18 protein-coding genes are annotated in these 25952 nt (G+C 35.0%); 4 read left to right on the top strand and 14 right to left on the bottom strand.

Annotated features, from left to right (window positions below):
* Window positions 1-2: 2 nt before the first annotated feature.
* The 9 genes from A6J74_RS05265 to A6J74_RS05305 form a co-directional block, all read right to left on the bottom strand.
* Complete coding sequence (locus A6J74_RS05265) at window positions 3-1445, bottom strand: MDR family MFS transporter (protein ID WP_000865164.1); 1443 nt, start codon at window positions 1443-1445, stop codon at window positions 3-5.
* A complete protein-coding gene (locus tag A6J74_RS05270; RefSeq protein ID WP_000184074.1) occupies window positions 1445-1669 on the bottom strand; it encodes an MbtH family protein in 225 nt (74 codons plus the stop codon). The genes A6J74_RS05265 and A6J74_RS05270 overlap by 1 nt, the downstream gene beginning before the upstream one ends.
* Window positions 1666-8823 (bottom strand): amino acid adenylation domain-containing protein, encoded by a 7158-nt coding sequence (locus A6J74_RS05275; protein ID WP_080609406.1) that lies wholly within the window; start codon window positions 8821-8823, stop codon window positions 1666-1668. Before A6J74_RS05275 ends, A6J74_RS05270 begins: the two co-directional genes overlap by 4 nt.
* A 33-nt stretch (window positions 8824-8856) precedes the next feature.
* Window positions 8857-9750, bottom strand: a complete 894-nt coding sequence (locus A6J74_RS05280; protein WP_001007270.1) for an isochorismatase family protein — start codon at window positions 9748-9750, stop codon at window positions 8857-8859.
* 24 nt (window positions 9751-9774) lie between these two features.
* The gene (locus A6J74_RS05285) at window positions 9775-11391 is read right to left on the bottom strand and encodes a (2,3-dihydroxybenzoyl)adenylate synthase (RefSeq protein ID WP_000955332.1); all 1617 of its coding nucleotides are present in this window, start codon (window positions 11389-11391) and stop codon (window positions 9775-9777) included.
* Between the two features lie 12 nt (window positions 11392-11403).
* Complete coding sequence (gene dhbC, locus A6J74_RS05290; protein ID WP_001004385.1) at window positions 11404-12603, bottom strand: isochorismate synthase DhbC; 1200 nt, start codon at window positions 12601-12603, stop codon at window positions 11404-11406.
* A 26-nt stretch (window positions 12604-12629) separates the two neighbouring features.
* Entirely contained in the window at window positions 12630-13415 is a 786-nt protein-coding gene (dhbA, locus tag A6J74_RS05295; RefSeq protein ID WP_000991101.1) for a 2,3-dihydro-2,3-dihydroxybenzoate dehydrogenase, read from the bottom strand.
* Window positions 13416-14131: 716 nt separating this feature from the next.
* Entirely contained in the window at window positions 14132-15334 is a 1203-nt protein-coding gene (locus A6J74_RS05300; protein ID WP_000750116.1) for an L-lactate MFS transporter, read from the bottom strand.
* Between the two features lie 796 nt (window positions 15335-16130).
* Complete coding sequence (locus tag A6J74_RS05305; RefSeq protein ID WP_000627296.1) at window positions 16131-16448, bottom strand: hypothetical protein; 318 nt, start codon at window positions 16446-16448, stop codon at window positions 16131-16133.
* 649 nt (window positions 16449-17097) lie between these two features.
* On the opposite strand from A6J74_RS05305, the gene A6J74_RS05310 reads away from it, so the two are divergent.
* Complete coding sequence (locus A6J74_RS05310; RefSeq protein WP_000646787.1) at window positions 17098-17283, top strand: YkvS family protein; 186 nt, start codon at window positions 17098-17100, stop codon at window positions 17281-17283.
* Between the two features lie 179 nt (window positions 17284-17462).
* Here A6J74_RS05310 and A6J74_RS05315 read toward each other — a convergent pair whose 3' ends face one another.
* Window positions 17463-17762 carry an ArsR/SmtB family transcription factor gene (locus A6J74_RS05315; RefSeq protein ID WP_000214792.1) on the bottom strand — a complete coding sequence of 100 codons (300 nt, stop codon included), beginning with the start codon at window positions 17760-17762 and terminating at the stop codon, window positions 17463-17465.
* Window positions 17763-18133: 371 nt separating this feature from the next.
* Here A6J74_RS05315 and A6J74_RS29965 point away from each other — a divergent pair, with 371 nt between their 5' ends.
* Window positions 18134-18307: a hypothetical protein gene (locus A6J74_RS29965; RefSeq protein WP_001142745.1), complete on the top strand. Its 174-nt coding sequence runs from the start codon at window positions 18134-18136 to the stop codon at window positions 18305-18307.
* A 236-nt stretch (window positions 18308-18543) separates the two neighbouring features.
* Here A6J74_RS29965 and A6J74_RS05325 read toward each other — a convergent pair whose 3' ends face one another.
* The 4 genes from A6J74_RS05325 to A6J74_RS05340 all read right to left on the bottom strand — a co-directional run bounded on the left by A6J74_RS05325 (window position 18544) and on the right by A6J74_RS05340 (window position 23482).
* A complete protein-coding gene (locus tag A6J74_RS05325; RefSeq protein WP_001247478.1) occupies window positions 18544-21633 on the bottom strand; it encodes an AAA family ATPase in 3090 nt (1029 codons plus the stop codon).
* Window positions 21630-22787: an exonuclease SbcCD subunit D gene (locus tag A6J74_RS05330; protein ID WP_000765125.1), complete on the bottom strand. Its 1158-nt coding sequence runs from the start codon at window positions 22785-22787 to the stop codon at window positions 21630-21632. The genes A6J74_RS05325 and A6J74_RS05330 overlap by 4 nt, the downstream gene beginning before the upstream one ends.
* A gap of 15 nt (window positions 22788-22802) precedes the next feature.
* On the bottom strand, window positions 22803-23042 hold the full coding sequence (locus A6J74_RS05335) for a DUF2584 domain-containing protein (protein WP_000667358.1): 240 nt from the start codon (window positions 23040-23042) through the stop codon (window positions 22803-22805).
* Between the two features lie 182 nt (window positions 23043-23224).
* Window positions 23225-23482, bottom strand: coding sequence for a hypothetical protein (locus A6J74_RS05340; RefSeq protein ID WP_002093761.1), 258 nt, complete (start codon window positions 23480-23482; stop codon window positions 23225-23227).
* 460 nt (window positions 23483-23942) lie between these two features.
* On the opposite strand from A6J74_RS05340, the gene A6J74_RS05345 reads away from it, so the two are divergent.
* Complete coding sequence (locus tag A6J74_RS05345) at window positions 23943-24995, top strand: enoyl-CoA hydratase/isomerase family protein (protein WP_000138562.1); 1053 nt, start codon at window positions 23943-23945, stop codon at window positions 24993-24995.
* A gap of 149 nt (window positions 24996-25144) precedes the next feature.
* Window positions 25145-25777 (top strand): LysE family translocator, encoded by a 633-nt coding sequence (locus tag A6J74_RS05350; RefSeq protein WP_000572351.1) that lies wholly within the window; start codon window positions 25145-25147, stop codon window positions 25775-25777.
* Window positions 25778-25952 lie beyond the last annotated feature (175 nt).

The following is a 25952-nucleotide window of genomic DNA, read 5'->3' on the forward strand; positions in this document are numbered from 1 at the left end:
TGCTATTCATTGACGAGTTCTTTCTCTTTTTGTGATACGGATAACATTTTTTCTTTCTTCTTTGACATTACCTCTTTATCAGAAATACGTAAAGAAAATAGTAATGCTATAAGTAAAAATAGTGCTGATCCAATTAATGCCGCTTGATATGGCAAGAAATCTGATTGTGCGTTATTCTGTACGTTATTACTTCCAAAACCAGACAGTATACTAGCTAAAACAGCAACTCCTATTGCAGATCCTAATCGGTTTTGCACATTGAATATAGTAGTTGCTCTACCCATAGAAGATGGTGTGATATTGTTAAAAGCAGAAAATTGAACTGCACCGACAGACTGCCCTAAGAAAATACCTATGCCAAACAATAATGCCCGTATTTGCCATGGATTCGTATCATGATTTACAAAACTTAATAATACAAATATAACCGCGGTACTTATTAGTCCAATAGAGATTACCTTTCGAGCACCTAATTTCTTATACGTCCATGGTACAATTTGCGAAGAAATCATTAATCCAATCGCCTCTGGGAATGTCGTAAGACCTGATTCCAGCGCAGAAACTCCGATTACATTTTGATACATAAGCGGAAAAACAAATAGCATTCCAAGTAAACCAGCAGATGAAAACAAGGATATGAGACTCATTTTTCTAAAAACGGGTTCTTTTAATAAGCGTAAATCTAACATCGGTTGCTTTACTTTCAATTCTACTATTATAAACAGTGAAATGAATACAATCCCAGCTATCCCAGTACTTATTATTTCTGGAGAAATCCATCCTTTTGACGGCCCTTGACTGAGTGCATAGATGAGCATCGCAAAACCTGGTGCTGAAAGAACAAAACCGAGAGAATCAAAACGACCAGCTGATTTTTCAATATGCTCTGCTAAAAATAGAAGTCCAAATAGCAACGCAATAATACCAAACGGCAAATTAATATAAAATGCCCAGCGCCAAGACATTTGATCTACAAAGAAACCACCAATAATTGGTCCAATCGCTGGTGCAACAGCAATTGGCAGTACAATAAATCGAGAAATTTTTGGTCTTTCCTCTGGTGAAAATGTTCGGAATAACATCGCCATCCCGACCGGTGTTAAAAGTCCGCCACCAGCACCTTGAATGATACGAAAAATATTTAATGAAGTAATATCATTCGCAATTCCACATAATGCAGATGCAATTGTAAAAACGAAAAGGGCAGTTAAAAATACTCTTTTCGTACCAAAACGATCGCCTAACCAACCGGAAATCGGAAGAAAAACAGCTAAGCTAACTAAATACCCAACATTTACTGTCCCCATTGCAGATGGGGGTACTTGCAGTTCTTTGCTTATCGTTTGCAATGCTACATTCACAATTGTTGCATCCATCGCAGCCATAAACATCGCTGTTATATACACGATGCTTATAACTACTTTTGGATTTATTTTTACTTTCATTATTGTTTTCCTACTAATATTTTTTCGCTAATTTGATTTTTTTTTGGCTCTAAATCATTCCAGTTTACTTCAACGCATTCTAAGCAAACTTGTCTGCTAGCTTCTTCATGTACGACATTCCATCCAATTGGTACATCGAGAAAGGCAGGCCAGAGAGAATACTGGCCCTCCTCATTCATTAATACTTTATATGTGTAATTATCATTTTCAAATGGATTCGTCATACTCTATTTACCCCTTTCTTATTCTGTAAATATTTCGCTAGTACTTGCCCAATTTCTGTAAGCGGCCCTGGCTGACATAAATCTTTATGTCTACAATCAATATCATGTTGCACGATATCTCCATCTAAATAATTTAGCCATGTATTTGGAGAAATAGGATCAAACCAGTCTGGTATAACAGTAGACCTAAAGAATAAAATATCCCCGTTATAAACTTTCGGTACATATTTCCCTAACAACCCTACTGAATTTACATATGTTTCTTTCAAGTTCAATATAGTCTCTTCTTCAAGACTTGCTAATGCACTTCCATCTTTACGAAGGATTTCAACTGCACTTTCCATTGTAAGTGGTTTACCATCCATGTTGTCTGGGTCATATCCGCCTAAAGCAAGTAATGCGATTAACGCTTCCTCTTCAGTAGGCGCTTCCGTATTCGGTAAGAAGTGTCCAGGATAAGAATCAAGCATAACGAGTAATTCTACTTCTTCTCCTTCATTTTGTAGTTGCGCCGCCATTGCATGCACAACATTTCCTCCAAGCGACCAACCTAATAAACGATATGGTCCATGAGGCTGTATTTCACGAACATGTTTCAAGTAATCCGCCGCCATCTCCTCTAAACTTTTTGGAAGTTCTTCATTTTCAGCGATACCACGTGCTTGTACACCATAGATTGGATAATCTGTTCCTAAAGATTTCATAAGTCCTGCATAGCACCAACTTAATCCACCTGCTGGATGTACACAAAATAGTGGTAATTGATCCCCGCTTGCTCGTAATGGAAGCAATACATCAAGTGCACTTTGACCATTCCCAATCTCAAGCCTTTCAGCAAGCCCCGCAACAGTAGGTGCTGCAAATAAAGTTCCAATATTCAGTTCAACGCCAAGTGCCTCTTTCATACGACTCATAAGCTGCACTGCAAGAAGTGAATGACCACCAAGATCAAAGAATCCATCATCAATTCCAATTTGAGACACACTTAAAACTTCTGTAAACAAGTCACATAACATTTCTTCTTGCGGTGTTCTCGGTCCGCGGCTAGATGATGATGCAATAAACTCTGGAGCTGGCAATGCCTTTCTATCTAATTTACCGTTTGGAGTTAAAGGTAACTCATTTACTACTACAAAAGCGTATGGAACCATATAATCTGGTAAACTACCACTAGCATGCTGACGCATTTCATTCGTATCAATCGTTTCATTATTTGATGCGACGATATAAGCAACTAATCGTTTATCCCCTGGTTGATCCTCCCGGACAATAACAGCCACTTGTTCAACTTTATCATGTTTCATTATGACCGCTTCTATTTCCCCTAATTCAATTCGGAATCCACGAATTTTAATTTGATGATCTGCACGTCCTATATAATCTAACGTCCCATCTTGACGCCAGCGCGCTAAGTCTCCTGTGCGATACATTCTTGTACCAGGTTTACCAAATGGATCTGCGATAAAACGTTCAGCCGTTAATCCTGCTCTTCCTAAATATCCACGAGCTAGTCCAGCACCTGCAACATACATTTCTCCAACTACTCCTGGCGGCACTGGTTGTAAATAGTTATCTAATACGTATACTTTAAGATCTGGTATACTGCACCCGATTAAACTATTTGCTCGTAAAGAAACGATACTCTCATCTAACTCAATATAACTAACATGTACCGTCGTCTCCGTTATACCGTACATATTAATAAGTTTCGGTGCGTTATGAGGATGACGACTATACCAATCTTCTAATCGACTTAGTTCAAGTGCTTCTCCACCAAAAACAACATATCGTAAAGATAGTTTTTGACCAACCTCTTCATTTTCACGATCTGCTTGCATCAATTGATAGAACGCTGATGGAGTTTGGTTTAAAACAGTAACCTTTTCCTTAACAAGAAGCTGTAAAAATTCTTTCGGCGAGCGACTTACAGTATGTGGTACTACAACTAAACGCCCTCCATATAATAAAGGTCCCCAAATTTCCCAAACCGAGAAATCAAAAGCGTATGAATGGAACATCGTCCACACATCGTCTGCGTCAAATTGGAACCAATGATCGGTTGCTCCTAAAAGTCTTACTACATTTTGATGAGGTATCATAACTCCTTTCGGTCTACCTGTTGAGCCTGACGTATAAATAACGTAAGCAATATGTGAAGGAGATAACGGCTTCAGGCACTCCATTTCATCAATATTGTCTTCACTATATTTCTCAATTTTTTCCATTACGTTCACATCATCAACTAAAATCTTTAGTGACTCATCACATTCAATTTCTACACTTGAATTTGTTAATACACATGATGGTTTCGCATCGTGTAGCATAAATGAAATACGATCTGACGGATAATCTGGATCTAACGGAAGGTATCCGGCACCTGCTTTAAGAACAGCAAGTAAGCTTACAACCATGTTTAATGATCTTGGCATCGCTAAAGCAACGAGTTGATCAGGACCAACCCCTTTTGCTATTAGGAATCGAGCTATTTTATTTGCTTTTCTATTTAACTTTTCATAAGTTAATTTCTTATCTTCAAAGACAACAGCTATAGAATTTGGATTTATATGAGCCTGCTTTTCAAACAATTGTGGCAATGTCATTTCTGGTGCAATTTGAAAACCACCATTCCACTTTTCTAATACTGTATTTTTCTCTGCTACAGTTAATATTTCTAATCTGCCAATTGATTGATTCGGATTTGTAGCTGCATCATCTAATAACAAAATGAATCGTTCTATTAGTTTTTGAACCGTTTCACGTTTATATAAATCGGTACTAAACTCTAGTAATCCATGTAAACCGTTCGGAGTACCATCAACCTCGTTACTCTCACTAATTTCAAATGTTAAATCAAATTTTGCAGAACCAACGCTTTGAATTTCAAGGCTCGCTTCTAAATCTGGTGCATTAAACGTTGCTTCTGGTGTATTTTGAAAAGCCAACATAACTTGAAACAACGGGTGGCTGTTTCGAGTACGTACTGGATTTAACACTTCAACAAGCCTTTCAAATGGAACATCTTGATTTTCATAAGCTGCAAGATTTACCTGCTTCACTCTATTTAATAATTCTTTAAAACTTGGATCTCCTGACGTATTTGTACGTAACACTAATGTATTTACAAATAAACCAACAATATCTGAAAGTACATCATCATTTCTTCCAGCAATCGGACTTCCAATTGGTATATCAGTGCCTGCACCTAATCTTGTAAATAGTGCACTAAGTCCTGCTTGCAATACCATAAACAAACTAACCCCATTTTTACGACCAAGCTCTACTAACCTACTATGCATACCTTCATCTATATGAAAATGAATTGTTTCCCCGCGATAACTCGTTTCCACCGGACGCTGGTAATCTGTAGGCAACTCCATTTGGTCTGGTAAACCTTTAAGTTCTTCTTTCCAAAAATCTAATTGTGTTGAAATAAGACTTTCTGGTGTCGTTTCATCACCTAGCAATTGCTGTTGCCAAAGTGCATAATCTGCGTATTGAACTGGTAGTGTCTCCAGCTGAACTCTGTCACCTTGACATCGTGCTTTATACGCCGCTGTAAAATCTCTCGTTAACGGCTGTAATGACCAGCCATCACCTACAATATGATGTAATAGAATTAATAATACATGTTCGTTTTCACTCACTGTAAAAAGTTGCAAACGAACTGCCGGCTCAAAATCGAGGTTAAAGCTATATCTTACCGCCTCTGAAAGTACACTTTCTAATTCATCTTTACATGTATTAGTTATAACCATTTCTAGATTTAAGTTTTCCATATCTAAAATTTTCTGATAGGAACTACCTAATACGTTAGGGAAAATTGTTCTAAGTGTTTCATGTTTCTCAACTACATCATAAAAAGCACCTTGTAATGCTTGCCGATTCAATATTCCATTCATACGAATGACTAGCGGAATATTATAAGTAGGACTTGGACCTTCTAAACAATTTAAGAACCATAACCTGCGCTGTGCAAATGAAAGTGGAACTTCATTTGGCCTACTTGCTTTCTGAATAGCTGGTCTTGCACTTTTTGCATGGTTTAATTGTTTCGCCAGTTCGGCAACAGTTGGTGATTCAAATAGTTTCCCGATTCCTAATTCCACACTTAACGTTTCACGAATTCTTGCCATTAAACGAGATGCGAGAAGTGAATGTCCACCCATTTCAAAGAAATTATCATCAATGTTAATTCGAGAAACACCAAGTACTTCTGCAAATAAATCACATAATATTTCTTCTTTCGGATTTCTAGCAACTCTCTCATTGTTCATTCCATTAAAATCAGGAGCAGGTAATTTCTTTCTGTCAACCTTACCATTTGGCGTTAATGGTAATTCTTCTAGCACAACAAATGCCGATGGTATCATATAATTCGCTAAACTTTCTGAAACATAAGAACGAATTTCTGAAAGATTAATCGGTTCCTTTTCTTCTGCAACGATATACGCAATGATGCGTTTATCATTTGGACGATCTTCTCGTACCATCACTACCGCTTGTTGAATATTTTCATGTCGTTGTAATACCGTTTCAATTTCAGCTAATTCAATTCGGAAACCACGAATTTTTATTTGATGATCTGCGCGACTCATGTACTCTAGCACACCGTCGTTACGCCATTTCACAAGATCACCTGTGCGGTACATAAGCTTCCCTGGTTCTCCATATGGATTTGCAACAAATCGTTCAGCCGTTAACGCAGGTTTTCCTAAATATCCGCTTGCGATTCCTTCTCCTGCAATATATAATTCACCGATAACTTCAGGTGGAACAGGTTGTAATCCTGCATCCAATACATACACTTCTGTATTGCAAATTGGCTTTCCAATAGGTGGTATACCCTTTTCACTTTCATCAATGTTCATGAAAGTAGACCAAATCGTCGTTTCAGTTGGTCCATATAAATTAGTTATTGAGCAACCTAATTCTTTTAATTTATTTGCTAAATACGCTGGAAGAGCTTCACCACCAACAAGTATGTTTAGCCCTTGTAGCTTTTCTGGATAATCAGTTACTAACGCCTGCCAAAGCGTCGGTGTAGCCTGCATAATGGTCACTCTTTCTTCTTGTAAAAGTGTCGTTAATGCTGATGGCTCTTGTATGTCTTCTTTTTGCGCAATTGTTAAACTTGCGCCACTAATAAGAGGTAAATAAATTTCTAGAGCAGAAATATCAAACGCAAAAGTTGTAACTGCTAATAAATGATCATTTTCATTTAATGAAAACTTTTGTTGCATAGCCATTAAAAAGTTACTTAAACCTCTCATAGGAACAATTACACCTTTTGGGTTTCCTGTTGAGCCTGAAGTATATATTGTATAGGCTGGGTTTAAAAGTGATACATCATTCTTACATGCTATATTCATACGAGAATATGTATGTAACGCTAGTTTCGTTTCTTCTTCATCTAATACAATTTTTTTCATATCATTTTCTATAACTAACTTAGATGAAACAGATGAATGTGTTATGATACAAACTAGTTTTGCATCATTTACTATATAATTAACTCTTTCTGCTGGGTATTCTGGATCTATTGGTAAATATGCTGCACCAGCCTTTAAGACCGCTAGCATACTAACTACCATTTCTATTGATCTAGGGAATACTAAAGCTACAAACTGGTTTGGTCGTATGCCTTCTTCTACTAAATAATGTGCTAGTTCATTCGCTCGTTCATTTAGCTCTTTATACGTAAGGTTTACACCGTCACAAGTAATCGCTAGTTTATTTGGATTTTTTTGCACTTGTTTTTCAAATGATATAGGTAGACTGATTAACTCATCATCTTCCTTCGTTTCATTCCATTCCAATAAAACTTTATGGTTTTCTTCAGGCAGAGTAATGTTTATTTTTCCAATAGACTCGTTTTTCTCATAATTATTTATTACTAATTCAAATAGATTCATAAATCTTTCTTTATGCAATGCTAGCTCCGCGCCATTATATACTTCGGGATTCGCATCAAAATGAATCATTAACTCCTTTTGATCAAAACGTTTATATACATTTATCGATAAATCATCGACAGGTCCTGCTGATAAGTTATGCGTAATACCACGCTTCCCAGCAAAATTAAGCCCGTAATCAAATGGCATAACATTCACTAACGGTCCAAACAACCTTTGATTTTCACCTAGTAACTTTAAGTCTCTTCTTAATTCCTCATGACGGTATTTATGATGGCGACGTACATCTCGGATTTCTTTAGAAACTTGTTGCAATAATTCCGCAAGAGTTATATTTGGAGTTACTGTAATACGAAGTGGAACTAAATTCATTACCATACTAGGTGTATGAATAGATACAGAACCTAGACGTCCCATCATTGGTAAACCTAAAACAATATCATTTTCACCTGTTAATTTATGCATATAAATACTTGTTACAGCGACAATGAATTCCGGCCAACTTGTTAACGAAATATTGATTTCTTCTAGTAAAGTTTTCGTGCTAGAACTAGATAAATAAGCTGTTTCTCGTGAAAATCCATTTGATGTTCTCGGTGCTCGTTCTGCCAAACTTACAACTTCTGGTTCATCCGCAAATTTTTCTAACCAAAAAGTACGATCTTCCTGAAATTGTTTAGACTCACGATACTCAATATCTTCTTGCACAACTTTTGCAAGAGAACCAAATGGCTTTTCATTCTTGTTTGTTTCTTCTATAAGTGATGTATACTCATTCGCTATCTTTTGGCTAAGAAGTGAAAATCCATAGCCATCCATCACAATGTGATGGATGCGCTGATACCAAAAGAAACGATTATTTTCAACTTGAATAAGTGCTTCAGTAAATAAAGTATCTTTTTTCAAATCGACTGGCATAGATAAATCATTTTTCATCCATACTTTAGCAGCTTCTTCAGGATTTTCTTCTTTACGAACGTCAATAAAATGCATATGAAACTGTGATTCTTCAATAACTTGCCATGGGCCAATTTCATCCTCTTCGAAGCGAACATGAAGTGCTTCTGCTTCCATTACAACTTTACGTACAGCTAATTCAAAAATGTCTTGATGAATATTCCCGTTTATTTCTACATATTCCCCAGTATTATATATCGGATTAAGCGGATCTAATTGTTGCGCAAACCACATACCAGACTGCGCAGATGATAACGAATGACGAATCTTTTGACTGTTAGGCATTCTTTACTACCCCTTTATTATGTAGTCTATTTGTTACAGCACCTGTGCTGTTTGTGAAGATAGTAAGCTGTACCAACCTGCAACAGTTGGACGTTCTGCTAAATCTGCAAACGTGATTTCTTTCCCTTCACGACGCCACTTCTCTACTAAACTCATAATTCTGACCGAATCAAGCCCTCTATTTAATAAGTCCTCATCAATATCAATACTCTCTACTGGCTCACGAAGTAGTTGTGCAACTAGTTCATGTACTTCCTGTATAGTGATTCCTTCACTCTCATCACCTTTTACACTTTGTAAATCTTTTAACAATAGGTTTGTTGATGTCGTTACTGCGCATCTATTAGATGCATACTCCAATGCTTGTTTATGATGCTCTAGTGAAAAATCAGCAACTGCATCTGCTACAAAGAACGGCTCTATACCATCCATAAATGCTTCACAAGCTGTTAAAAGGCATCCAATATGCGCATAAATACCGCAAATAATGAGTTGATTTCTTCCTTGTTCATTTAAAATTTCTAATAGATTTGTCTTTTTAAATGCACTATATCTCCATTTTGTTAGGAATATATCATCCTCATCAGGAGTAAGTTCATCAACAATTTTCTTTTTATCTGGTCCAGCAGGAATACCGTCACCCCAAAAGTCTTGTAATAAACCTCTTTGTTCTAACGTTTGTCCACCAGGTTGCGCTGTATAAACAACTGGTATACCAAGTTGTTTACATTTTTCTCTTATCATTTTAATATTTGAAATAAGTTCTACTTTTGGTGATTCTTTATCGCTATATGCATCAAGAAAATATTCTTGCATGTCATGAATTAAAAGTACTGCACGTTTCGGGTCTGGTGTCCAATTCACTTTATTTTTTGGTAGTTCTGATTCAATTGGCATTTTATATACTGAAATAGATGGGATAGCCATCTAATCACTTCCTTCCGGTTTTTATTATTGTTTTACTGTAATAAGTTTTTCAGCAATGACTTTACGTAGTTCTTTTTTGCTGACTTTTCCGACTCCTGTTTGCGGGAATGATTCAATAAATTCAATTCGATCTGGAATTTTATAAGCCGCTATACCACGTTCTCTTAAAAACATTTTTAATTCACTTACAGTTGGAACTTGTCCGCGAGCTATAACAAAAGCACAGGTGCGTTCACCTAAATAATCGTCAGGCATAGATACAATTGCTACATCATGTACTGCATCATGTGCTAATAGATGATTTTCAACCTCTTCCGCAGCAACTTTCTCACCACCACGATTAATTTGATCTTTATCTCTTCCTTCTACAATGATGTAACCTTGTTCATTTACTTTTACAAGATCACCTGTGCGATAAAATCCATCCTTTGTAAATGATCGTGCATTATGCTCTTCCGCTTTATAATAACCACGAATTGTATATGGACCTCGTGTTAATAAACTACCTACTTCACCCGGTTTTACATCGTTATCATTTTCATCAACAACCTTTACTTCATCGGATGTAGACATCGGTCTACCTTGTGTATGAATAATGATTTCTTCCGGATCATTTAATCTTGTGTAATTTACTAGCCCTTCTGCCATACCAAACACTTGCTGTAACGTACATCCAAATGTAGGACGAATACGCTTCGCAACTTCGGCACTAAATTTCGCGCCACCTACTTGAATCACTTGCAAGCTCGATAAATCGTTATTACGGGAAGATGCAGCATCAAGCCAAATCATTGCTAATGGTGGAACGAGCGCTGTAATCGTCACTTTTTCTTTTTCTATAAGAGCAAATGCCTCGTCTGGACTCCCTCCAGTTGCCAACACTACCTTTCCACCCGCATAGAAAGTTCCAAATGTTCCTGGAGAACTCATCGGGTAATTGTGTGCTACTGGAAGAACGGCCATATAGACACTTTCTGCATTTAAATTACAAATTTCAGCACTAACACGTAAACTATAAATATAGTCATCATGTGTTCTAGGAATTAATTTAGAAAGTCCTGTTGTCCCTCCTGATAATTGAAGAAACGCAACATCACTTGGCTGAACTTCTGGTAATGAGACGGGATCCATATACAGATCATTTATGTTCACAAACTCTTCTTCTTCTCCCACTACAATTACATGTTGTAAAGTTGGCACTTTCTCTTTCACTTCTCTTGCTAGTTTTCGATAATCAAAACCGAGAGCCTTATCTGAAATAACGTAAGCGCTCGCCTCGCCAAACTCACAAAAATAACTAATTTCACTGCTTCGATGTGAAGGTAGCGCAAAAACAGGAAGCGCTCCAATTCGAAATAGTGCAAAACATATTTCGAAAAACTCTATAATATTAGGTAACTGGATTACAACTCGGTCTTCTTTCTTTATTCCTACATTCAGTAAACCTGAAGCTAAGCGATCTACCTTTTTATCAAGTTCACTATACGTTATATGCTTATTACCGCTTACAACTGCAATCTGATCTCCATATTTTTCAGCACGCTCTCTTAACACTCCGCCAAATGTTTCACCAAGCCAACACCCTTCTTCTCGGTAACGATCGACGAATTCTTTTGGCCATTCCGTATAACCTGTTAACATTCTTTCTTCCCCCTATTTTTCATTCAACGAATTATCTCTTAACCCTAAAGCCTTCAGCATTGTTTGGAACTTAGCTGATGTTTCTGCTAGCTCATCTTCTGGTTTTGACTCAGCAACAACTCCAGCTCCTGCATATAAACGAAGTGTATTCTCTTGCACTTCCGCACAACGAATTGTAACAATCCATTCGCCATCTCCATTTAGATCGCTCCACCCTAACATTCCTGTAAAGAATTCACGGTCAAATGGCTCAATTTTTTGAATAGCCTCTCTTGCTGCTTCCATTGGAGTTCCGCAAACTGCTGGCGTAGGATGGAGAGCAATTGCTAATTGTAAAGAAGAAGTATTTGGATTCTTAAGTTCACCTTTCACTTCGGTAGACAAATGCCACATTGTTTCACTATGAATAACTGATGGTTTTTCTGGCACATGCAATGTATGACAATACGGACGAAGCGCAGCAGCAACCGCTTCAACTACTACCGCATGTTCATGTAAATCTTTTGGTGAAGAGAGTAGTTCCTCTGCTCTTCTTTTATCTTCAGCTGGATCGTCACTTCTTGGTCTTGAACCAGCTAATGGATTAGAAACGACTTGCATACCACTACGTGAAACAAGCAATTCAGGGCTTGCTCCAATTAATGTCTTATTGTTCTCTTTTTCATCTTTCGGTAAATTCACAGCAAATGTATAACCGTGCTTATTATGCTCTGCTAATTCGCGAAGTAGTTTTTGTTTATCAATCTTCTCTGAAGATTTAACATCTAACGATCTAGATAGAACGATTTTCTTTAAATCTCCATCCTGAATTTTTTCAATCCCTTGCTTCACACCATTCATATAAGTTTCAGAAGCTGGAACCGGTGTCATTTCAAATGTCAGTTTCTCATTTGGTTTTATCTCATTTGTTGTCTCCAACTGTAAACGCTCAGTAATTCTGCAATATTCCGGTACAATAAGTTGAACTTCTTTTCTACGATCAAAAGGCAAAGCACCAACAACGATAGGATTCGGATTTCCGGATTGTTTTGCATTACTTAATACCGCTTGTACAAGTTCTGGAAAACTTTCAATTTCATGATGTTTTACTGTAGTAACCTCTCCTTCTGTCAATATCGTTCGAGTTGGTGAAGCGAAAAAGAACGAAGATTCAGTCTTATAATCTTCTAATAATTTTTCTGACAGTTCCTTTACGGCTGTAAGTTCATTCATAGTATGAAAACCTCCTGAATTTTTTATTAAACTCCTAATGTAGCTCCGCCATCGACACATAAATTGTGCATTGTAATATGACTCGCTTTATCAGAAGCTAAAAACAATACTGCTTCAGCAATTTCTGAAGGTTGTGCAATTTTTTGTAATGGTATACCGATTCTATATGTATTTTGGGAACCAGCAATTATATTTTTAGCTCCATTCTCATCAGCCCATAGTAACCTTTGCATTTCAGTTTCAGTAGAACCAGGAGAAACTAAGTTGCAGCGAATATTGTATGATGCAAGCTCTAATCCTAAACATTTCATGAACATTGTCGTTGCAGCTTTTGATGCAGCATACGCAGCCATTTCCATTCTCGGAGTATTTGCTGCATTTGAGCCAACTGTAACAATTGCCCCTGATTTTCTTACCATCATACGTTTACTTACCGATCGAGATATATAGAAAACTCCTGTAGTATTTACAGAGAATGTTTTATGCCAATCTTCATCACTTAAAGAGTTAATCGCTCCCATTCGTAAAACTCCTGCGACATTTACTAATATATCTATAGGCGCTATGTCATTTTCAATTCGGTTTACTACCTCTTCAACAGCATTGCTATCACTCACATCTAAATGAAATGTCTTCATACGCGTTTCATATGATGCATCATGATTTAATAACACATTTAACCCTTCTTCATTTTGATCAACCGCAATAACTGTAGCCCCTCTTTCTAAAAACATTTTTGCTACAACACTACCTATACCTTGCGCTGCACCTGTTACGAAAACGGTTTTTCCATCAAATTCCCCTGCATTCATTTCCTCTATCCTTTCATATAAAAATTAATCTAATGAAACAAATTAAATGATAACGATTTTCATTATCATTGGTAATGTAAAAAATAATACACTTACTAAACTAATTGGTCAAGTGTATTTTTCATTAAAATGCAATTAATTGATAATGTTTTTCATTTACTGCTCTTACATCGAAATGATAATGTTTCTCAATAATCTTGTCAATCTTTTTTTATTTTTCAGACAAAATATTTTTTATGTTTCTATGTAAGTCTACATCTATAAGCATTAAAAAGTACTTTAAATAAAGTGCAACTTTATTCATTGGGGGTTTTACGGGCTGTAATAAAGGATACAAAATAAATCCATAATTCCTTATCATCTTTTTGAAATTCAAAAAGATAACTTGTAGATTTCTTCGCCTACAATGCTTTACCAAAAATTCATTTTTTCTTTTCTCAACATTTTTCTGAAAATATTTTATTTTACATCTTTCATTTCTCAATAAATATTCTATGTATAATCTAAGATTTATTTAGATTTTCCTATATTATGCATCCCTTAATAAAATCCTAATATAATCCAAATTGATGTTTTACTCGCGCTTTTATTCGTATCATTACGTCGATTACAAGGACTTGGTAGGGAAAAATAATTTAAAAAAGTTCATATAGAAAAAAGCACCCTATTTCATAGAGTGCTTTTTCTTATCGTAGTGCCATAGAAGGTTTAAATCGTTACGCTACACTGCGATATTCTTCTTCTTTTTCTTTTTTCTTATTAGGTGCTTGAATTAAAATTGCGATAATAAATGACACGACACATAATACGCCGATCACCATGAAAGTTGGTTTAAATCCACCTAGAATTGCACCGATAAAGGAACCTGCAAGCGCTCCAAACCCGAATCCTTGATACACAATTCCGTAGTTTTTACTATGATTTTTCATGCCGAAGAAATCACCAACAATAGCTGGGAAAATAGTGATATTTCCGCCAAAGCAAAACGCTACACTTGCTACACAGACGAAGTAGATACCATAATTTAAATCTACGAAACTTAGGACCAAGACTGAAGTCGCCATAGCAACAAAAGTACCAGTAACGATTTTTAAACGGCCGATTTTATCTGATAACGGTCCTAGAATAATACGACCTAATGTATTGAAGATTGCAACCATAGCCACTGCATTAGCTGCTGTTGTTGCGCTAAGCCCTACAAGTTGAACACCGATGTCTTTTACCATGCCAATTAAGTATAAGCCACTCATACATGATGTAAATAACATAATAAATAATAAGTATACTTGTTTTGTACCTAGCATTTCTTTCGTTGTATATTCCTGCGTTTTTGTTTCATGAACTGCCCCTTGATCAGCAGCTTGATGGATTAAACAAGCGCCAATCACAATCATAGCTGTAACAATTAAACCCCAGTATATAAACGCTTGTGATACACCAACTGATTCAATCAACTGTGCGTTTATGTATTTAAAGATTAGGCTACCTGAACCATATGCAGAGACAGATATACCAGCAATTAAACCTTTACGCTCTGGAAACCACTTAATTAAATTCGATAGTGAAGTGATATATGCTGTACCATCTGCATACCCTACGACAACTCCTGCTAATACATAAAGCAATATTAATGAGGAAGCTTGTGAACTAAGTATTAATCCTAGTCCTAATGCTAGTCCAGCTATCATAATGAGTTTACGAAGTCCCCATTTTTCTTGCAATTTACTCGCAAACAATGTTGAAAACGCTAAAGAAAGGCTTGTAATCGAGAAAGTTATAGCAACAGCATTCAGACTCCAACCAAATTTACTAACTAAAGGCTGATTGAACAAGCTCCAAGTATATATCGTTCCAAGCCCCATTTGTACTATGACTGTACCAAGGACAACAAGCCATGGATTAACAGTTGATTTTTTCATATTATCCCGCCTCCTCCTTCTATTTCAATGCTATTCGCTACATTTGATTTTTTTATGTTCATTTTGTCCACCTCTTTGATTTGACAACTTCATTGTATAAGATGTTTCCGCTTATGTAAGCACTTACAATACAAAGCGTCAAAAATATGAAATCAGTTACAGAAAACGAAGGGTGAAATACAAAGAACTACTTATTAAATACGTAGCGGCCGTTCGTATTGTGTTATATAAGTACGGCTTACAAGTGTTTTTGAAATCTTTTTCATTTAGTGAAACTTTAATCTGTAGGATTTTATTCACCTCTCATTGATTATTAGGCCACACCAATCAGATGTTTACGGGCAGCCCGACTCCCACCTAATTTCTTTGCTCCAGTCAAATTTTGATTACCTTATGCAAACAAAAGGTTCCCTACTTAATTGGATACGAATATATATAACTTCTTTTCGAAGTTTCTGGTTGTTTGCATGAAAAAAACCATTACATTAAAAGTGTAATGGTTACAATCCTATAGTGTCCTCTTTAATCTCAGAATGACTTCTCATCTATACCTATCTTATTAAAAACTTTACTTTCAAAAATTCGGCCTATATGAATATCTGTTTGACAACCATCTTTGAATTGAACTTTAAATAGTAGAACACAAATGAAATCATTGTCAGCCTTTGTTAATACACGTACTATTTGAATTGAGTTGTTGTATTTTCGTAAATTAAACTGGGCTGTAATAAAACCTTCTCTTTACTATTTAGTAAAGAGAAGGTTTTATTAGGTCAATTCATAAGGCTGATTTTCTTTATACGTTTATAATTGTTTCTTCAAATGTAACGATTGGCTCTACAAATTCCATCATAACGAAAGCGTTTTTAATACGTCTTGTTAAAACTTCTTTTAATTCTGCACACTTTTCTTCTGTAAGTGATTTTACAAATACAAAATTGTGATAATAGACCACACTCTTCTCTTTACTTAAAGGATTTAAAAACATCCCCTCTTTTGTAACGAAAGCGTTAGAATGCCCCGATAGAGTTGAAAGAAACGTCTCTAAAATTTTTATTTCTCTATTTGAAAACTGTTCCTCACAAACTACTTTAATATTCATTTCTGTTATCATTTATATATTCCCCCAACCAATTTTTTCACAAGGGGATAACTATAATACTATTAAAATTTCACGAGACTCCCCTTGCCGTTCAAAAAATTCACCAGAAAACTAGTTTGCTTAACTTTCTTTTTCCCTTTACTCATATGAATCTCTCCTTTCATATATATTACTTCTCCATTTTTAATTGAATACCTTTTTATATTTGAGTTTTTCTATATTTTTAGTCAGATTTATACAGATCATAACTCCATTTCTTTTCATTCCTTATACTATATTCACCTGAATACTATTACTTTTGAGAAACGCTTATTTATACTTATTGAAGAAATCACTTACTGTACTCCTAAAAACAATGCTGCCTTCCCTATAAAACTTTGCTTATCTACTTTACGTTTAGAGCTACATATTATCTCTCTTTTGATTAATTTGTTTAGCTACATAATTTACATAGAAATATTGGTTCGCCAATTCTGAAAAATTTTACTTTGCATATAATAACCTTAAACAAAATATAACTTTTACCATAGGAGCACTCTATACTTTTTTATTAAATAAAAAATTTTTCATTGATAAACAAAACTAAATATTCACTAATATAACTATCCGTGGTTTAATATATGTAATAAACAAATATTTCTGTCTTTTATAAGGAGGTACTATGAAAGCAAACGTAGGGGATACTATACTTTTTCAACGAAATAATTTAAAGATTACAGGGTCTGTACTAAAACTATATACTGAATCGGTCTTAGTTGAAATTACAGATGTAAGCGGTGGTACTTTTGAATTTGATCGAACGATAGTAAATCATAAAAACTATAAAATTTTAAATGCAAATACATAAAGTAAAACTTTAATCAACCCTCACCAATCGGGCATTAACGGGCAGTTTATCTCCCATCCTAATTTCTTTGCTCAAGCTAAATTTTGAGGTGGAAGTTTCATTGCCCGTTAATGCGGGATAAAACAACACAAAATAGCCTCTGCTCACCAGCAGAGGCTATTTTATATCATAATACTTCATTAGTTTATATATCCTAAAACATTAACAATCTTACTCGCTTTTAAATTATTAATGTGATAATAAATTTCTAAACCCTTTCGCTCAGCTCGTAACACTTTACCTTTCATTTTTGATAAATGTTGCGAAACAGTCGATTGTGGAATATTCAACAATTCTGTTAATTGTGTTACATTACAAGTTTTTCTAGTACTTAATTCATTTACAATTTGTAATCGGATTGGATGCGCCATAATTTTTAAAATATCTACATCCTCTTCTGAAACTACACTTTTTTTCATTTCACTCGTATATGTTGTCATAAGACATTCCCCTTTTATATGAATTCCTTTTTATTAAGATCCATTTCTACAAAATTCAATACTCCCGCTCAAGACCTTTATATAGAAATAATAGGATCTCAAATTTTCAAAAATAGAACTTACAATTATTCACTTTTTTTATTTATTCATTTATTTATTTGGTACATATACATAATACAATGTTAATATGTGCTCTATGTGAAGTTAGCATAAATTTATGATGAAGATTTATTTAATGACTTGCATCCTACTACGTGCTGGATAGTTTTATGCATTTTGTATCTTCCGCATAAAACTATCCAGTAATCTTAACACATTTTAGGCGTTTGTATATACTATTTACAAAACAATTTGGCAAAGGAGGATTCCATATGCCTACAATGTTACAAGAAGAAATTGAAGAAGCACGTGAGACATATGTCAGTCGTATCATTTTAGTTGGTGGATCAACTCTATTTTTAGTAGGTGGTGTTATATCGGCAATCGTAGCTTTTAAAGCTTATAATCGTTTGGAAAATACACCGCCTTCTTCTGATAATTCATAGGTGAGTTATCAAATTTTGAATAACAAACATACAAAGGCCGTCTCTAAAAAAAGAGACGGCCTTTGATTTTTCATAAGTTCTACATTTAATAACGATTAGAACCAGCTTACATACTTTTATTTAAATTTAAATGTAAATAAAACATTTTAAAATATAAACTATTACTTACATAATAAATTTATGAAACAATTCGAGAAAAGCGTGATTAAATCTTTTAGCATGAACTAAAATTGAACTTACTTCACCACAAACCGAGTCTGACTACACCCATCCTTCTGCTTTGTTACTTCTAATACAGCTGGCATTGCGTTTTTCAACTCTTGAACGTGTGAAATAACACCGATAAATCGGCCTGATTTTTGTAAGTCAATTAAAGCGTCTACTGCTTTCGTTAATGATTCCTCATCTAATGAACCGAAACCTTCATCGATAAACATCGTTTCAATGGAAATACCACCTTCATACGCTTGAATGACGTCTGCCATTCCAAGCGCCAAGCAAAGCGATGCGTTAAACTTCTCACCGCCAGATAATGTTTTCACATCACGTGTTTGGCCGGTGTATGCATCGTACACATCTAAACCTAATCCACTTTGACGGTTTCTTTTTTCAACTCGCTCACTTCTTTTTAAATAAAATTGCCCATTTGATAATTTTCGTAATCGTTCGTTTGCAATTTGAACAATTTGTTCTAAATACTCAATTAAGATGTAACGCTCGAATGATATGCGACTTTCGTTATCGCCTTTCATTACTTCATATAAATCAACTAGTTCTTGGAAAGCTTTTTCTTCCTCATGAATTTGTTCATCAATACGTCTAATACTTTCATGTAAATCAGAAATATATGTTACAGCGTTTTGCGCACGTTGTCGTTTTTCTTTACTTATATCGAGATTGATTTCTAATTCTTTTATATACTCACCTAACGATGTAATATCCATAAACTCTTTATCTTTTAATTCAGCATGTAACTCTTCAATTTGTTTTGCAAGTACTTCAAGAGATGAATAGTAACTTTGAATTTCTTTTTGTAACATCTCCATCTCAGCATCATTTAACTTAGCTTCTTTATACGTTAGCTGATCTATAAATCCCCTCTGCTCTAGTTCTTTCATAAAGCGCGCGAGAGTCTCTTCTTTCTTCAATTTTGCACTTTCAAATTGATTAGATGCACCTTCATGTTCTGCTTGAATACGTATATTTTCATTTTGCCAATGTTGATATGCTTCTTGCACTTTCTTCCATTCGTCTTCCATTAACCTAAGTTGTTGCATTGCTTGGTCAAACTGTGCTTTCCAAGCTTGTACTGTTTGTAAGTTATCTGGAATATTTTGTTTATCATGTTCATATGACGTACGAAGTTGCATGCACTCCATTTCTGTACGGTGCTGCAATGTTTCTGCTTCACGCTTTTGTTTCTGAAGTTCATCTACTTTTTCTTCTACACTTTTTATATTCACAGCAATTTGCTTACGCGTTTCTTCGCTTTCTTTTAACGTATTAACTTCTGCCGCTAATTGTTTTCCTTTTTGAACGAGTGCACTGTACGTTTCAACTAATTCATCTGAGTGATACCCTCGTTTCATGACTTCTTCGATCACCTGTTCATATTGTAGTCGATAGAAATTCCATTTCTCCTCTACTTGAACATGTAATTTTTCAGCAACATTTTTCTTGTCTCTTAAATCGTTTAACTCTTTTTCATCGATCGCATTACTTTGCTCTGTCGCTTTTTTCGGATGATTCGTACTACCACAAACTGGACAAGATTCACCATCATGTAAATGAAGTGCTAATATGCCTGCTTGTTCGCTTAGCCAGCGGCGTTCCATATTTTCATATGCACGAACTGCCTCTTGCATCTTAGTATATGCTGCTTCTTTTTCTTGCTCGAATTTTTGTTTCTCTTGCCAAACGTCATATGCTTGCTTTAAAACTTTTGCATCTTCTCGCATGTTCGTTAGTTCTTCTACTTTCGCTACATACTGCTCAAGTGCTTGTTCCAATTGCTGTAATTCACCAGACATTCTCTGTTTTTGATTTGTATGCTCTTCTAGTAGTTGATCGAGCTTTTGCATACTTTCTTTTAATCTTCCTAGTTGAATTTCAGCGTTTTGTAAATTCAACTTTTTTTCAGCTAATGATGCAATAATTGATTGTAATTCTTCTAATCTTTGAACAAGTTTTTTAGCATCTTCTCGTTCAAGTTCTTTATTTTTTTCTACTTCGTATTTCTGCTGTGCAAGTGTAAAACTGGTTATTATATTCTCTTTTTTTACGATAATCTGCTTTAATAAACTTTCAGCCTTCTGTTCATTTTGCATTGCTTCCTCGTGCCATTGCTCAAATGGTAATAAATGCTTTGCTTGTTCCGCACGTCTAAAAGATGTTTCTTTCCTTTCAATGACTGCACGGTTTTCTTGTAAAGTGTTGTATCTCTCATTCTTTTGTTGTAAATCTGTAAATTTCTCATTTACAGATTTTGCTGCATGAAAACGTGTTTCAGCTTCTTTTAATTGCTTTGTTCGAGCATCTTGTTCTAGTTGTAATTGCGCAACCTCTGTCTTATATGCCGTTGTTTCTTGCTCTAACGCCTCTACTACTTGATGCGTATTTACATGTTCTTGTTCCACTAATGTCTCTAATAATGCTCCATCTCGAATTGGTAGTTTAAATACATTGCGGAAATGTAACTCTCGCTCTTTTTGTTTTTCTTGCAGAACGTCTTTCCATTGTTTTCGTTTTTGATCAAGTAATTCACGCATTAATTTATAACGATCTGTTTTAAAAATACGACGTAAAATCTCTTCTTTGTTTTCTGTCTCAGATGTTAATAGTTTTCGGAATTCTCCTTGTGGTAACATAACAATTTGACTAAATTGATGTTTACTTAACCCAATTAAATCTTCCAATTTTTTGTTTACATCTGTTACATGAAAACGATCAACAGCTGGAATTTTTTCTCCATCCATAACGTCATATAATTCTACTGCATGCCCTGTAATCGTCTTATTCCCTTGTTTTTTATGGCCAAGTTGCCGTTTTATTTCATAGCGCTTCCCTTTTAACTGAAAAGTTAGTTCTACACTTGTATAAACATCATCATCAGCAAACTGACTTCGAAGCATGCTCGTATCACTACGTTCTTCCCCACTAGCTTCACCATATAATACGTAACAAATCGCATCAAAAATCGTTGTTTTTCCAGCTCCCGTATTTCCAGAAATGGCGAAGATGCGATGCTCTCCAAGATCATCAAAATTGATTACTTCTGTCTGTTTATATGGCCCAAATGCTGTCATAATTAGCTGAATCGGTCTCATCCTCGTTCACCTTCCCGTTCTTGCACTGTTTGTAATACTTCTACAAATAGACGTTCTTTCTCTTCTGATAAATCTAAGCCTTTCATTTCTTTATAAAAAGCTTTTAAAAGAGATACATCATCCGTTTTATGTCTTGAAACAGTTACTTCATTTGACTCTGTGAACTCTCGCCTTTGAATAGACCTTTCAACATGCATTGCATTTGGATATACAGAGCGTATTTTTTCCATTGGCTGCAAAACAGGATTTTCATCTAATAGTTTTACAAACACGTAATCTTCACTTACCGGATGTTGTAATAATTCATCTATTTTCGCTTCTACTGTTCGCATTTTACGACGTGGTGTAAGTAATCTTTTTTCAATTGTTGTTTCACCCTTTTCGTCCAGTTCCACGATATAATATCCTTTTTTATGTTTTTCTTCAGAAATAGAATATGCAAGTGGCGAACCTGAATATCGAATTGTCTCATTACGTACGAAATGCGCTTGATGTAAATGTCCAAGCGCTGTGTAATGAAATTTATCAAAATAATGACTATTTACGTATTCAGCACCACCAATTGAAAGCGGACGTTCTGCATCACTTGTATTCTCCTCCGCTTCTCCCGCAGAAGTTACAAATGCATGACCTACAAATACATGTCTTGCTTCTTTATCCATCGTTTCAGAAAGTTCATTCATAAAAATACGCATCGCATCATCATGAGATCGGACGTCTTCGTTTTTCAATACATGTCTAACTATGCTTGGATCCGCATAGGGAACTAGATGGAAGTGAACCTCGCCATATTCATCATTTAATACAATGGGTTCATATGGAAATTGAAATTGCCCCACAATAAATAATCCTTGTTTCTTCATTAAACTACTACCGAAATGTATACGATCTGGACTATCATGGTTTCCTGCAACTGCGATAACTGGTGTTTGTAAATCAATCACTATTTTTTGTAATACATCATTTAATAAGTCTACTGCTTCCGTAGGTGGAATTGCTCGGTCATATAAGTCCCCTGCAATAATTACGGCATCTGGTTTTTCTTCTTCAATAGCTTGTACAAACTGATCTAATACAATCTTTTGATCTTCAGTCATATACACGCCATGAACAAGCTTGCCTAAATGCCAATCCGCTGTATGAAATAACTTCATAATTTCCTTCTCCTTTTAATTTACTGAGTTTAGTGATACGAGTTGATAGTTTACTGTAGTTTTTCCGTTCTCCCACTCTAACTTTTGTATAATCGCACTACCAATTCTTTCTTCATTTGATTTATATAAAGGTAATATTTCTTGAACTGCAAATAAATGATAACCATTCAAGTTTAATTGAAATATGTTTTCTTCCATATGTAATCTTACTTCTTTTTCATTTGAAACTATTTTTGTGTGCATCTCAAATTTCATAATAGATACAACCCCTTCTTATAATCTCTACATTTTAATAGTATAGTGGCTATGCAAGATTGACAAGTACATACACGGTAAAGTACACACTTTTCTGTTGCTATATGTTTTATGTTTTTATTAAAATTACGGTATGTGAAATTTAATGCTATGCAAAAATAAAAATGTCTATTTAGACATTTTTATTTTTGCATATAATCTTTCATTACATAATATAAAATCGTTATTAAAACGCTCGCTACGAAAAATGAAAAAACCACCACAATATACCCATCTTTATTTAATAGAAAACATAAGGAAATAGATACGATAAAAATCGGAAATACGAGACGAACTTTATCCTTTACTTCTTCTGTCGTATCTGTATGATGAAAAAACTGAGTAATCCCTATCATTAATGATGACAAGATAATAACCGACAATAATAAAGGTCCTGGCATTCCGATTTCTCCTTTCTCTATTTCTAATTCCATGTAAACATTCTTTATCATTTAAACCATCTGTTTTCAAGAAATTTTTTACATTTTACACATTTATAATAGCGCTTTTGCCATAATAATTTCAAATAATATCACTTACATTAATAATGTATTATTCATCTTCAATATTCAAAATCCTGCAAAGATAACTCGGCAAAATATGCGTTGAATAAAGTGAAGCATGAATTAATAGGTATGAACAAAACTCCCACTGCCTATCGCTCGTACCTATCAAACTTTTAACAGCCATTCTCTTCTACCTAACTTTCTCGTATGCGTCGAATTTCAAGGTGTGGGCCTTCTTATCCACAAATAGCGGAATAAAATAACACTTACCGTCAACTTTAGACAAAATTTATACAGGACATTTCAATACGTATCAAGAATTAAGAATAAGAAGATATATAAGGGAGGATGAATCATGACTGAAAACGTTTTATTTTCTGTTAGTGAAAACGGCGTTGCATCAATTACTTTAAACCGCCCAAAAGCACTTAACTCTTTATCTTATGATATGTTACAACCAATTGGGCAAAAACTTAAAGAATGGGAGAACGATGAGCGCATTGCAATTATCGTATTAAAGGGAGCCGGAACGAAAGGTTTTTGCGCAGGCGGTGACATTAAAACTCTTTACGAAGCACGTTCAAACGAAGTTGCTTTACAGCATGCAGAACGTTTTTTTGAAGAAGAGTATGAAATTGATACATATATTTATCAATATAAAAAACCGATTATCGCTTGTTTAGATGGAATTGTAATGGGTGGTGGTGTCGGACTTACAAATGGTGCGAAGTATCGTATTGTGACGGAGCGCACAAAATGGGCGATGCCTGAGATGAACATCGGCTTCTTTCCAGACGTCGGCGCCGCATATTTCTTAAATAAAGCACCTGGATATACAGGATATTACGTTGCTTTAACAGCATCTATTTTAAAAGCTTCTGACGTATTATTTATTCATGCTGCTGATTACTTTATGACGTCTGATTCATTACCAGCTTTTCTAGCCGAACTTGACAACGTAAATTGGCATACTGAAGATGTACATACTCATTTAAAAGCAGTTCTTCAAACCTTTACATCTACTCCTGACTTAGAAAGCAAACTTGCTGCTTCATTAGAGGAAATTAATACACACTTTGCCTTAGAAACGATTGAAGAAATTATCGACTCATTAGAAAAAGGAGATAGCGAATTCGCTTTACAAACGAAACAAATATTATTATCAAAATCTCCAATTTCATTAAAAGTAACTTTAAAACAACTATTAGATGGCAAAGGAAAATCTGTTGAAGAATGTTTCGCTACAGATCTTATACTTGCTAAAAATTTCATGAGACATGAAGATTTCTTCGAAGGCGTACGCTCCGTTGTCGTTGATAAAGACCAAAATCCGAATTATAAATATAAACAGGTAAGCGATGTTTCAGAAGACGACGTAAATCGTTTCTTTAACTTACTTAATGCCTAACAGTGAGGCTATATTTGTAGTGTATTCACCACTACGAATATAGCCTCTTCTTATTTAATATTTTTTAACAAAATTTAATTTTATTAAATCAAATTTTGTGCTAAACTAATTTTAATCAAATATTCTAAAAATAAAGAAGGAGGACGAATATGATAGAAAATTATCTTCTTTTCATCATTATGTCTATTTGTCTAATCATTTTACCTGGACCTGATACAGCGATGGCTACGAAGAACACATTAGTTGCTGGTAAAATGGGCGGTGTTAAAACAGTATTCGGTACATGTGTAGCACTTTTGATTCATACTTTAGCTGCTGTAATTGGTCTTTCCGCACTTATTGTAAAGTCAGCTCTTTTATTTTCTATTTTCAAATATGTTGGGGCCCTTTATTTAATCTATATTGGTATTAAAGCCCTATTAGCAGTGAAAAACAAAGAAGGTGTAAATACAAATGATGTATCTATAAATAATGATAAAGAACATACTTCTTGTTTTCGCCAAGGGTTTCTTACGAATTTATTAAACCCTAAAATTGCAGTCTTCTTTTTAACTTTTTTACCACAATTTTTAAATCCAAGTCATAATACATTTATTCAGCTTCTCGTAATGGGTCTTACTTATCTCGTTTTAACAATCATTTGGTTTGCCTTTTATATATTTTTAATTGATAAAATTAGTGCTTTTATGAAGAAACCGAAGACGCAACGTTATATTCAAGGGCTAACAGGAATCGTTTTAATTGGATTTGGTATTAAACTAGCATTAGAAAAAAATAATTAATAAAGTGAAACTTTAATCAATGGGGTTTTGTTCATCCCCCGCCAATTATTAGCCTTCACCAATCGGGCGTTTACGGACTGCACAGGGCTTCCACTTAACTTTTTTGCTCTAGCCGAATTTGGAGATGGGAGTTTTACTGCTCGCTAATAGCGGGATAAATGCGAAAAACACCACT

Origin of the sequence: Bacillus sp. FDAARGOS_235 (assembly GCF_002073415.2) — a bacterium.
Taxonomy (GTDB): Bacteria; Bacillota; Bacilli; order Bacillales; family Bacillaceae_G; genus Bacillus_A; species Bacillus_A toyonensis.

Bases quoted from the DNA above. Each gene is read 5' to 3' on its own strand.
- A6J74_RS05265 (WP_000865164.1), bottom strand. From the start codon at position 1,445: ATGAAAGTAAAAATAAATCCAAAAGTAGTTATAAGCATCGTGTATATA.
- A6J74_RS05270 (WP_000184074.1), bottom strand. From the start codon at position 1,669: ATGACGAATCCATTTGAAAATGATAATTACACATATAAAGTATTAATG.
- A6J74_RS05275 (WP_080609406.1), bottom strand. From the start codon at position 8,823: ATGCCTAACAGTCAAAAGATTCGTCATTCGTTATCATCTGCGCAGTCT.
- A6J74_RS05280 (WP_001007270.1), bottom strand. From the start codon at position 9,750: ATGGCTATCCCATCTATTTCAGTATATAAAATGCCAATTGAATCAGAA.
- A6J74_RS05285 (WP_000955332.1), bottom strand. From the start codon at position 11,391: ATGTTAACAGGTTATACGGAATGGCCAAAAGAATTCGTCGATCGTTAC.
- dhbC (WP_001004385.1), bottom strand. From the start codon at position 12,603: ATGAATGAACTTACAGCCGTAAAGGAACTGTCAGAAAAATTATTAGAA.
- dhbA (WP_000991101.1), bottom strand. From the start codon at position 13,415: ATGAATGCAGGGGAATTTGATGGAAAAACCGTTTTCGTAACAGGTGCA.
- A6J74_RS05300 (WP_000750116.1), bottom strand. From the start codon at position 15,334: ATGAAAAAATCAACTGTTAATCCATGGCTTGTTGTCCTTGGTACAGTC.
- A6J74_RS05305 (WP_000627296.1), bottom strand. From the start codon at position 16,448: ATGATAACAGAAATGAATATTAAAGTAGTTTGTGAGGAACAGTTTTCA.
- A6J74_RS05310 (WP_000646787.1), top strand. From the start codon at position 17,098: ATGAAAGCAAACGTAGGGGATACTATACTTTTTCAACGAAATAATTTA.
- A6J74_RS05315 (WP_000214792.1), bottom strand. From the start codon at position 17,762: ATGACAACATATACGAGTGAAATGAAAAAAAGTGTAGTTTCAGAAGAG.
- A6J74_RS29965 (WP_001142745.1), top strand. From the start codon at position 18,134: ATGCCTACAATGTTACAAGAAGAAATTGAAGAAGCACGTGAGACATAT.
- A6J74_RS05325 (WP_001247478.1), bottom strand. From the start codon at position 21,633: ATGAGACCGATTCAGCTAATTATGACAGCATTTGGGCCATATAAACAG.
- A6J74_RS05330 (WP_000765125.1), bottom strand. From the start codon at position 22,787: ATGAAGTTATTTCATACAGCGGATTGGCATTTAGGCAAGCTTGTTCAT.
- A6J74_RS05335 (WP_000667358.1), bottom strand. From the start codon at position 23,042: ATGAAATTTGAGATGCACACAAAAATAGTTTCAAATGAAAAAGAAGTA.
- A6J74_RS05340 (WP_002093761.1), bottom strand. From the start codon at position 23,482: ATGCCAGGACCTTTATTATTGTCGGTTATTATCTTGTCATCATTAATG.
- A6J74_RS05345 (WP_000138562.1), top strand. From the start codon at position 23,943: ATGACTGAAAACGTTTTATTTTCTGTTAGTGAAAACGGCGTTGCATCA.
- A6J74_RS05350 (WP_000572351.1), top strand. From the start codon at position 25,145: ATGATAGAAAATTATCTTCTTTTCATCATTATGTCTATTTGTCTAATC.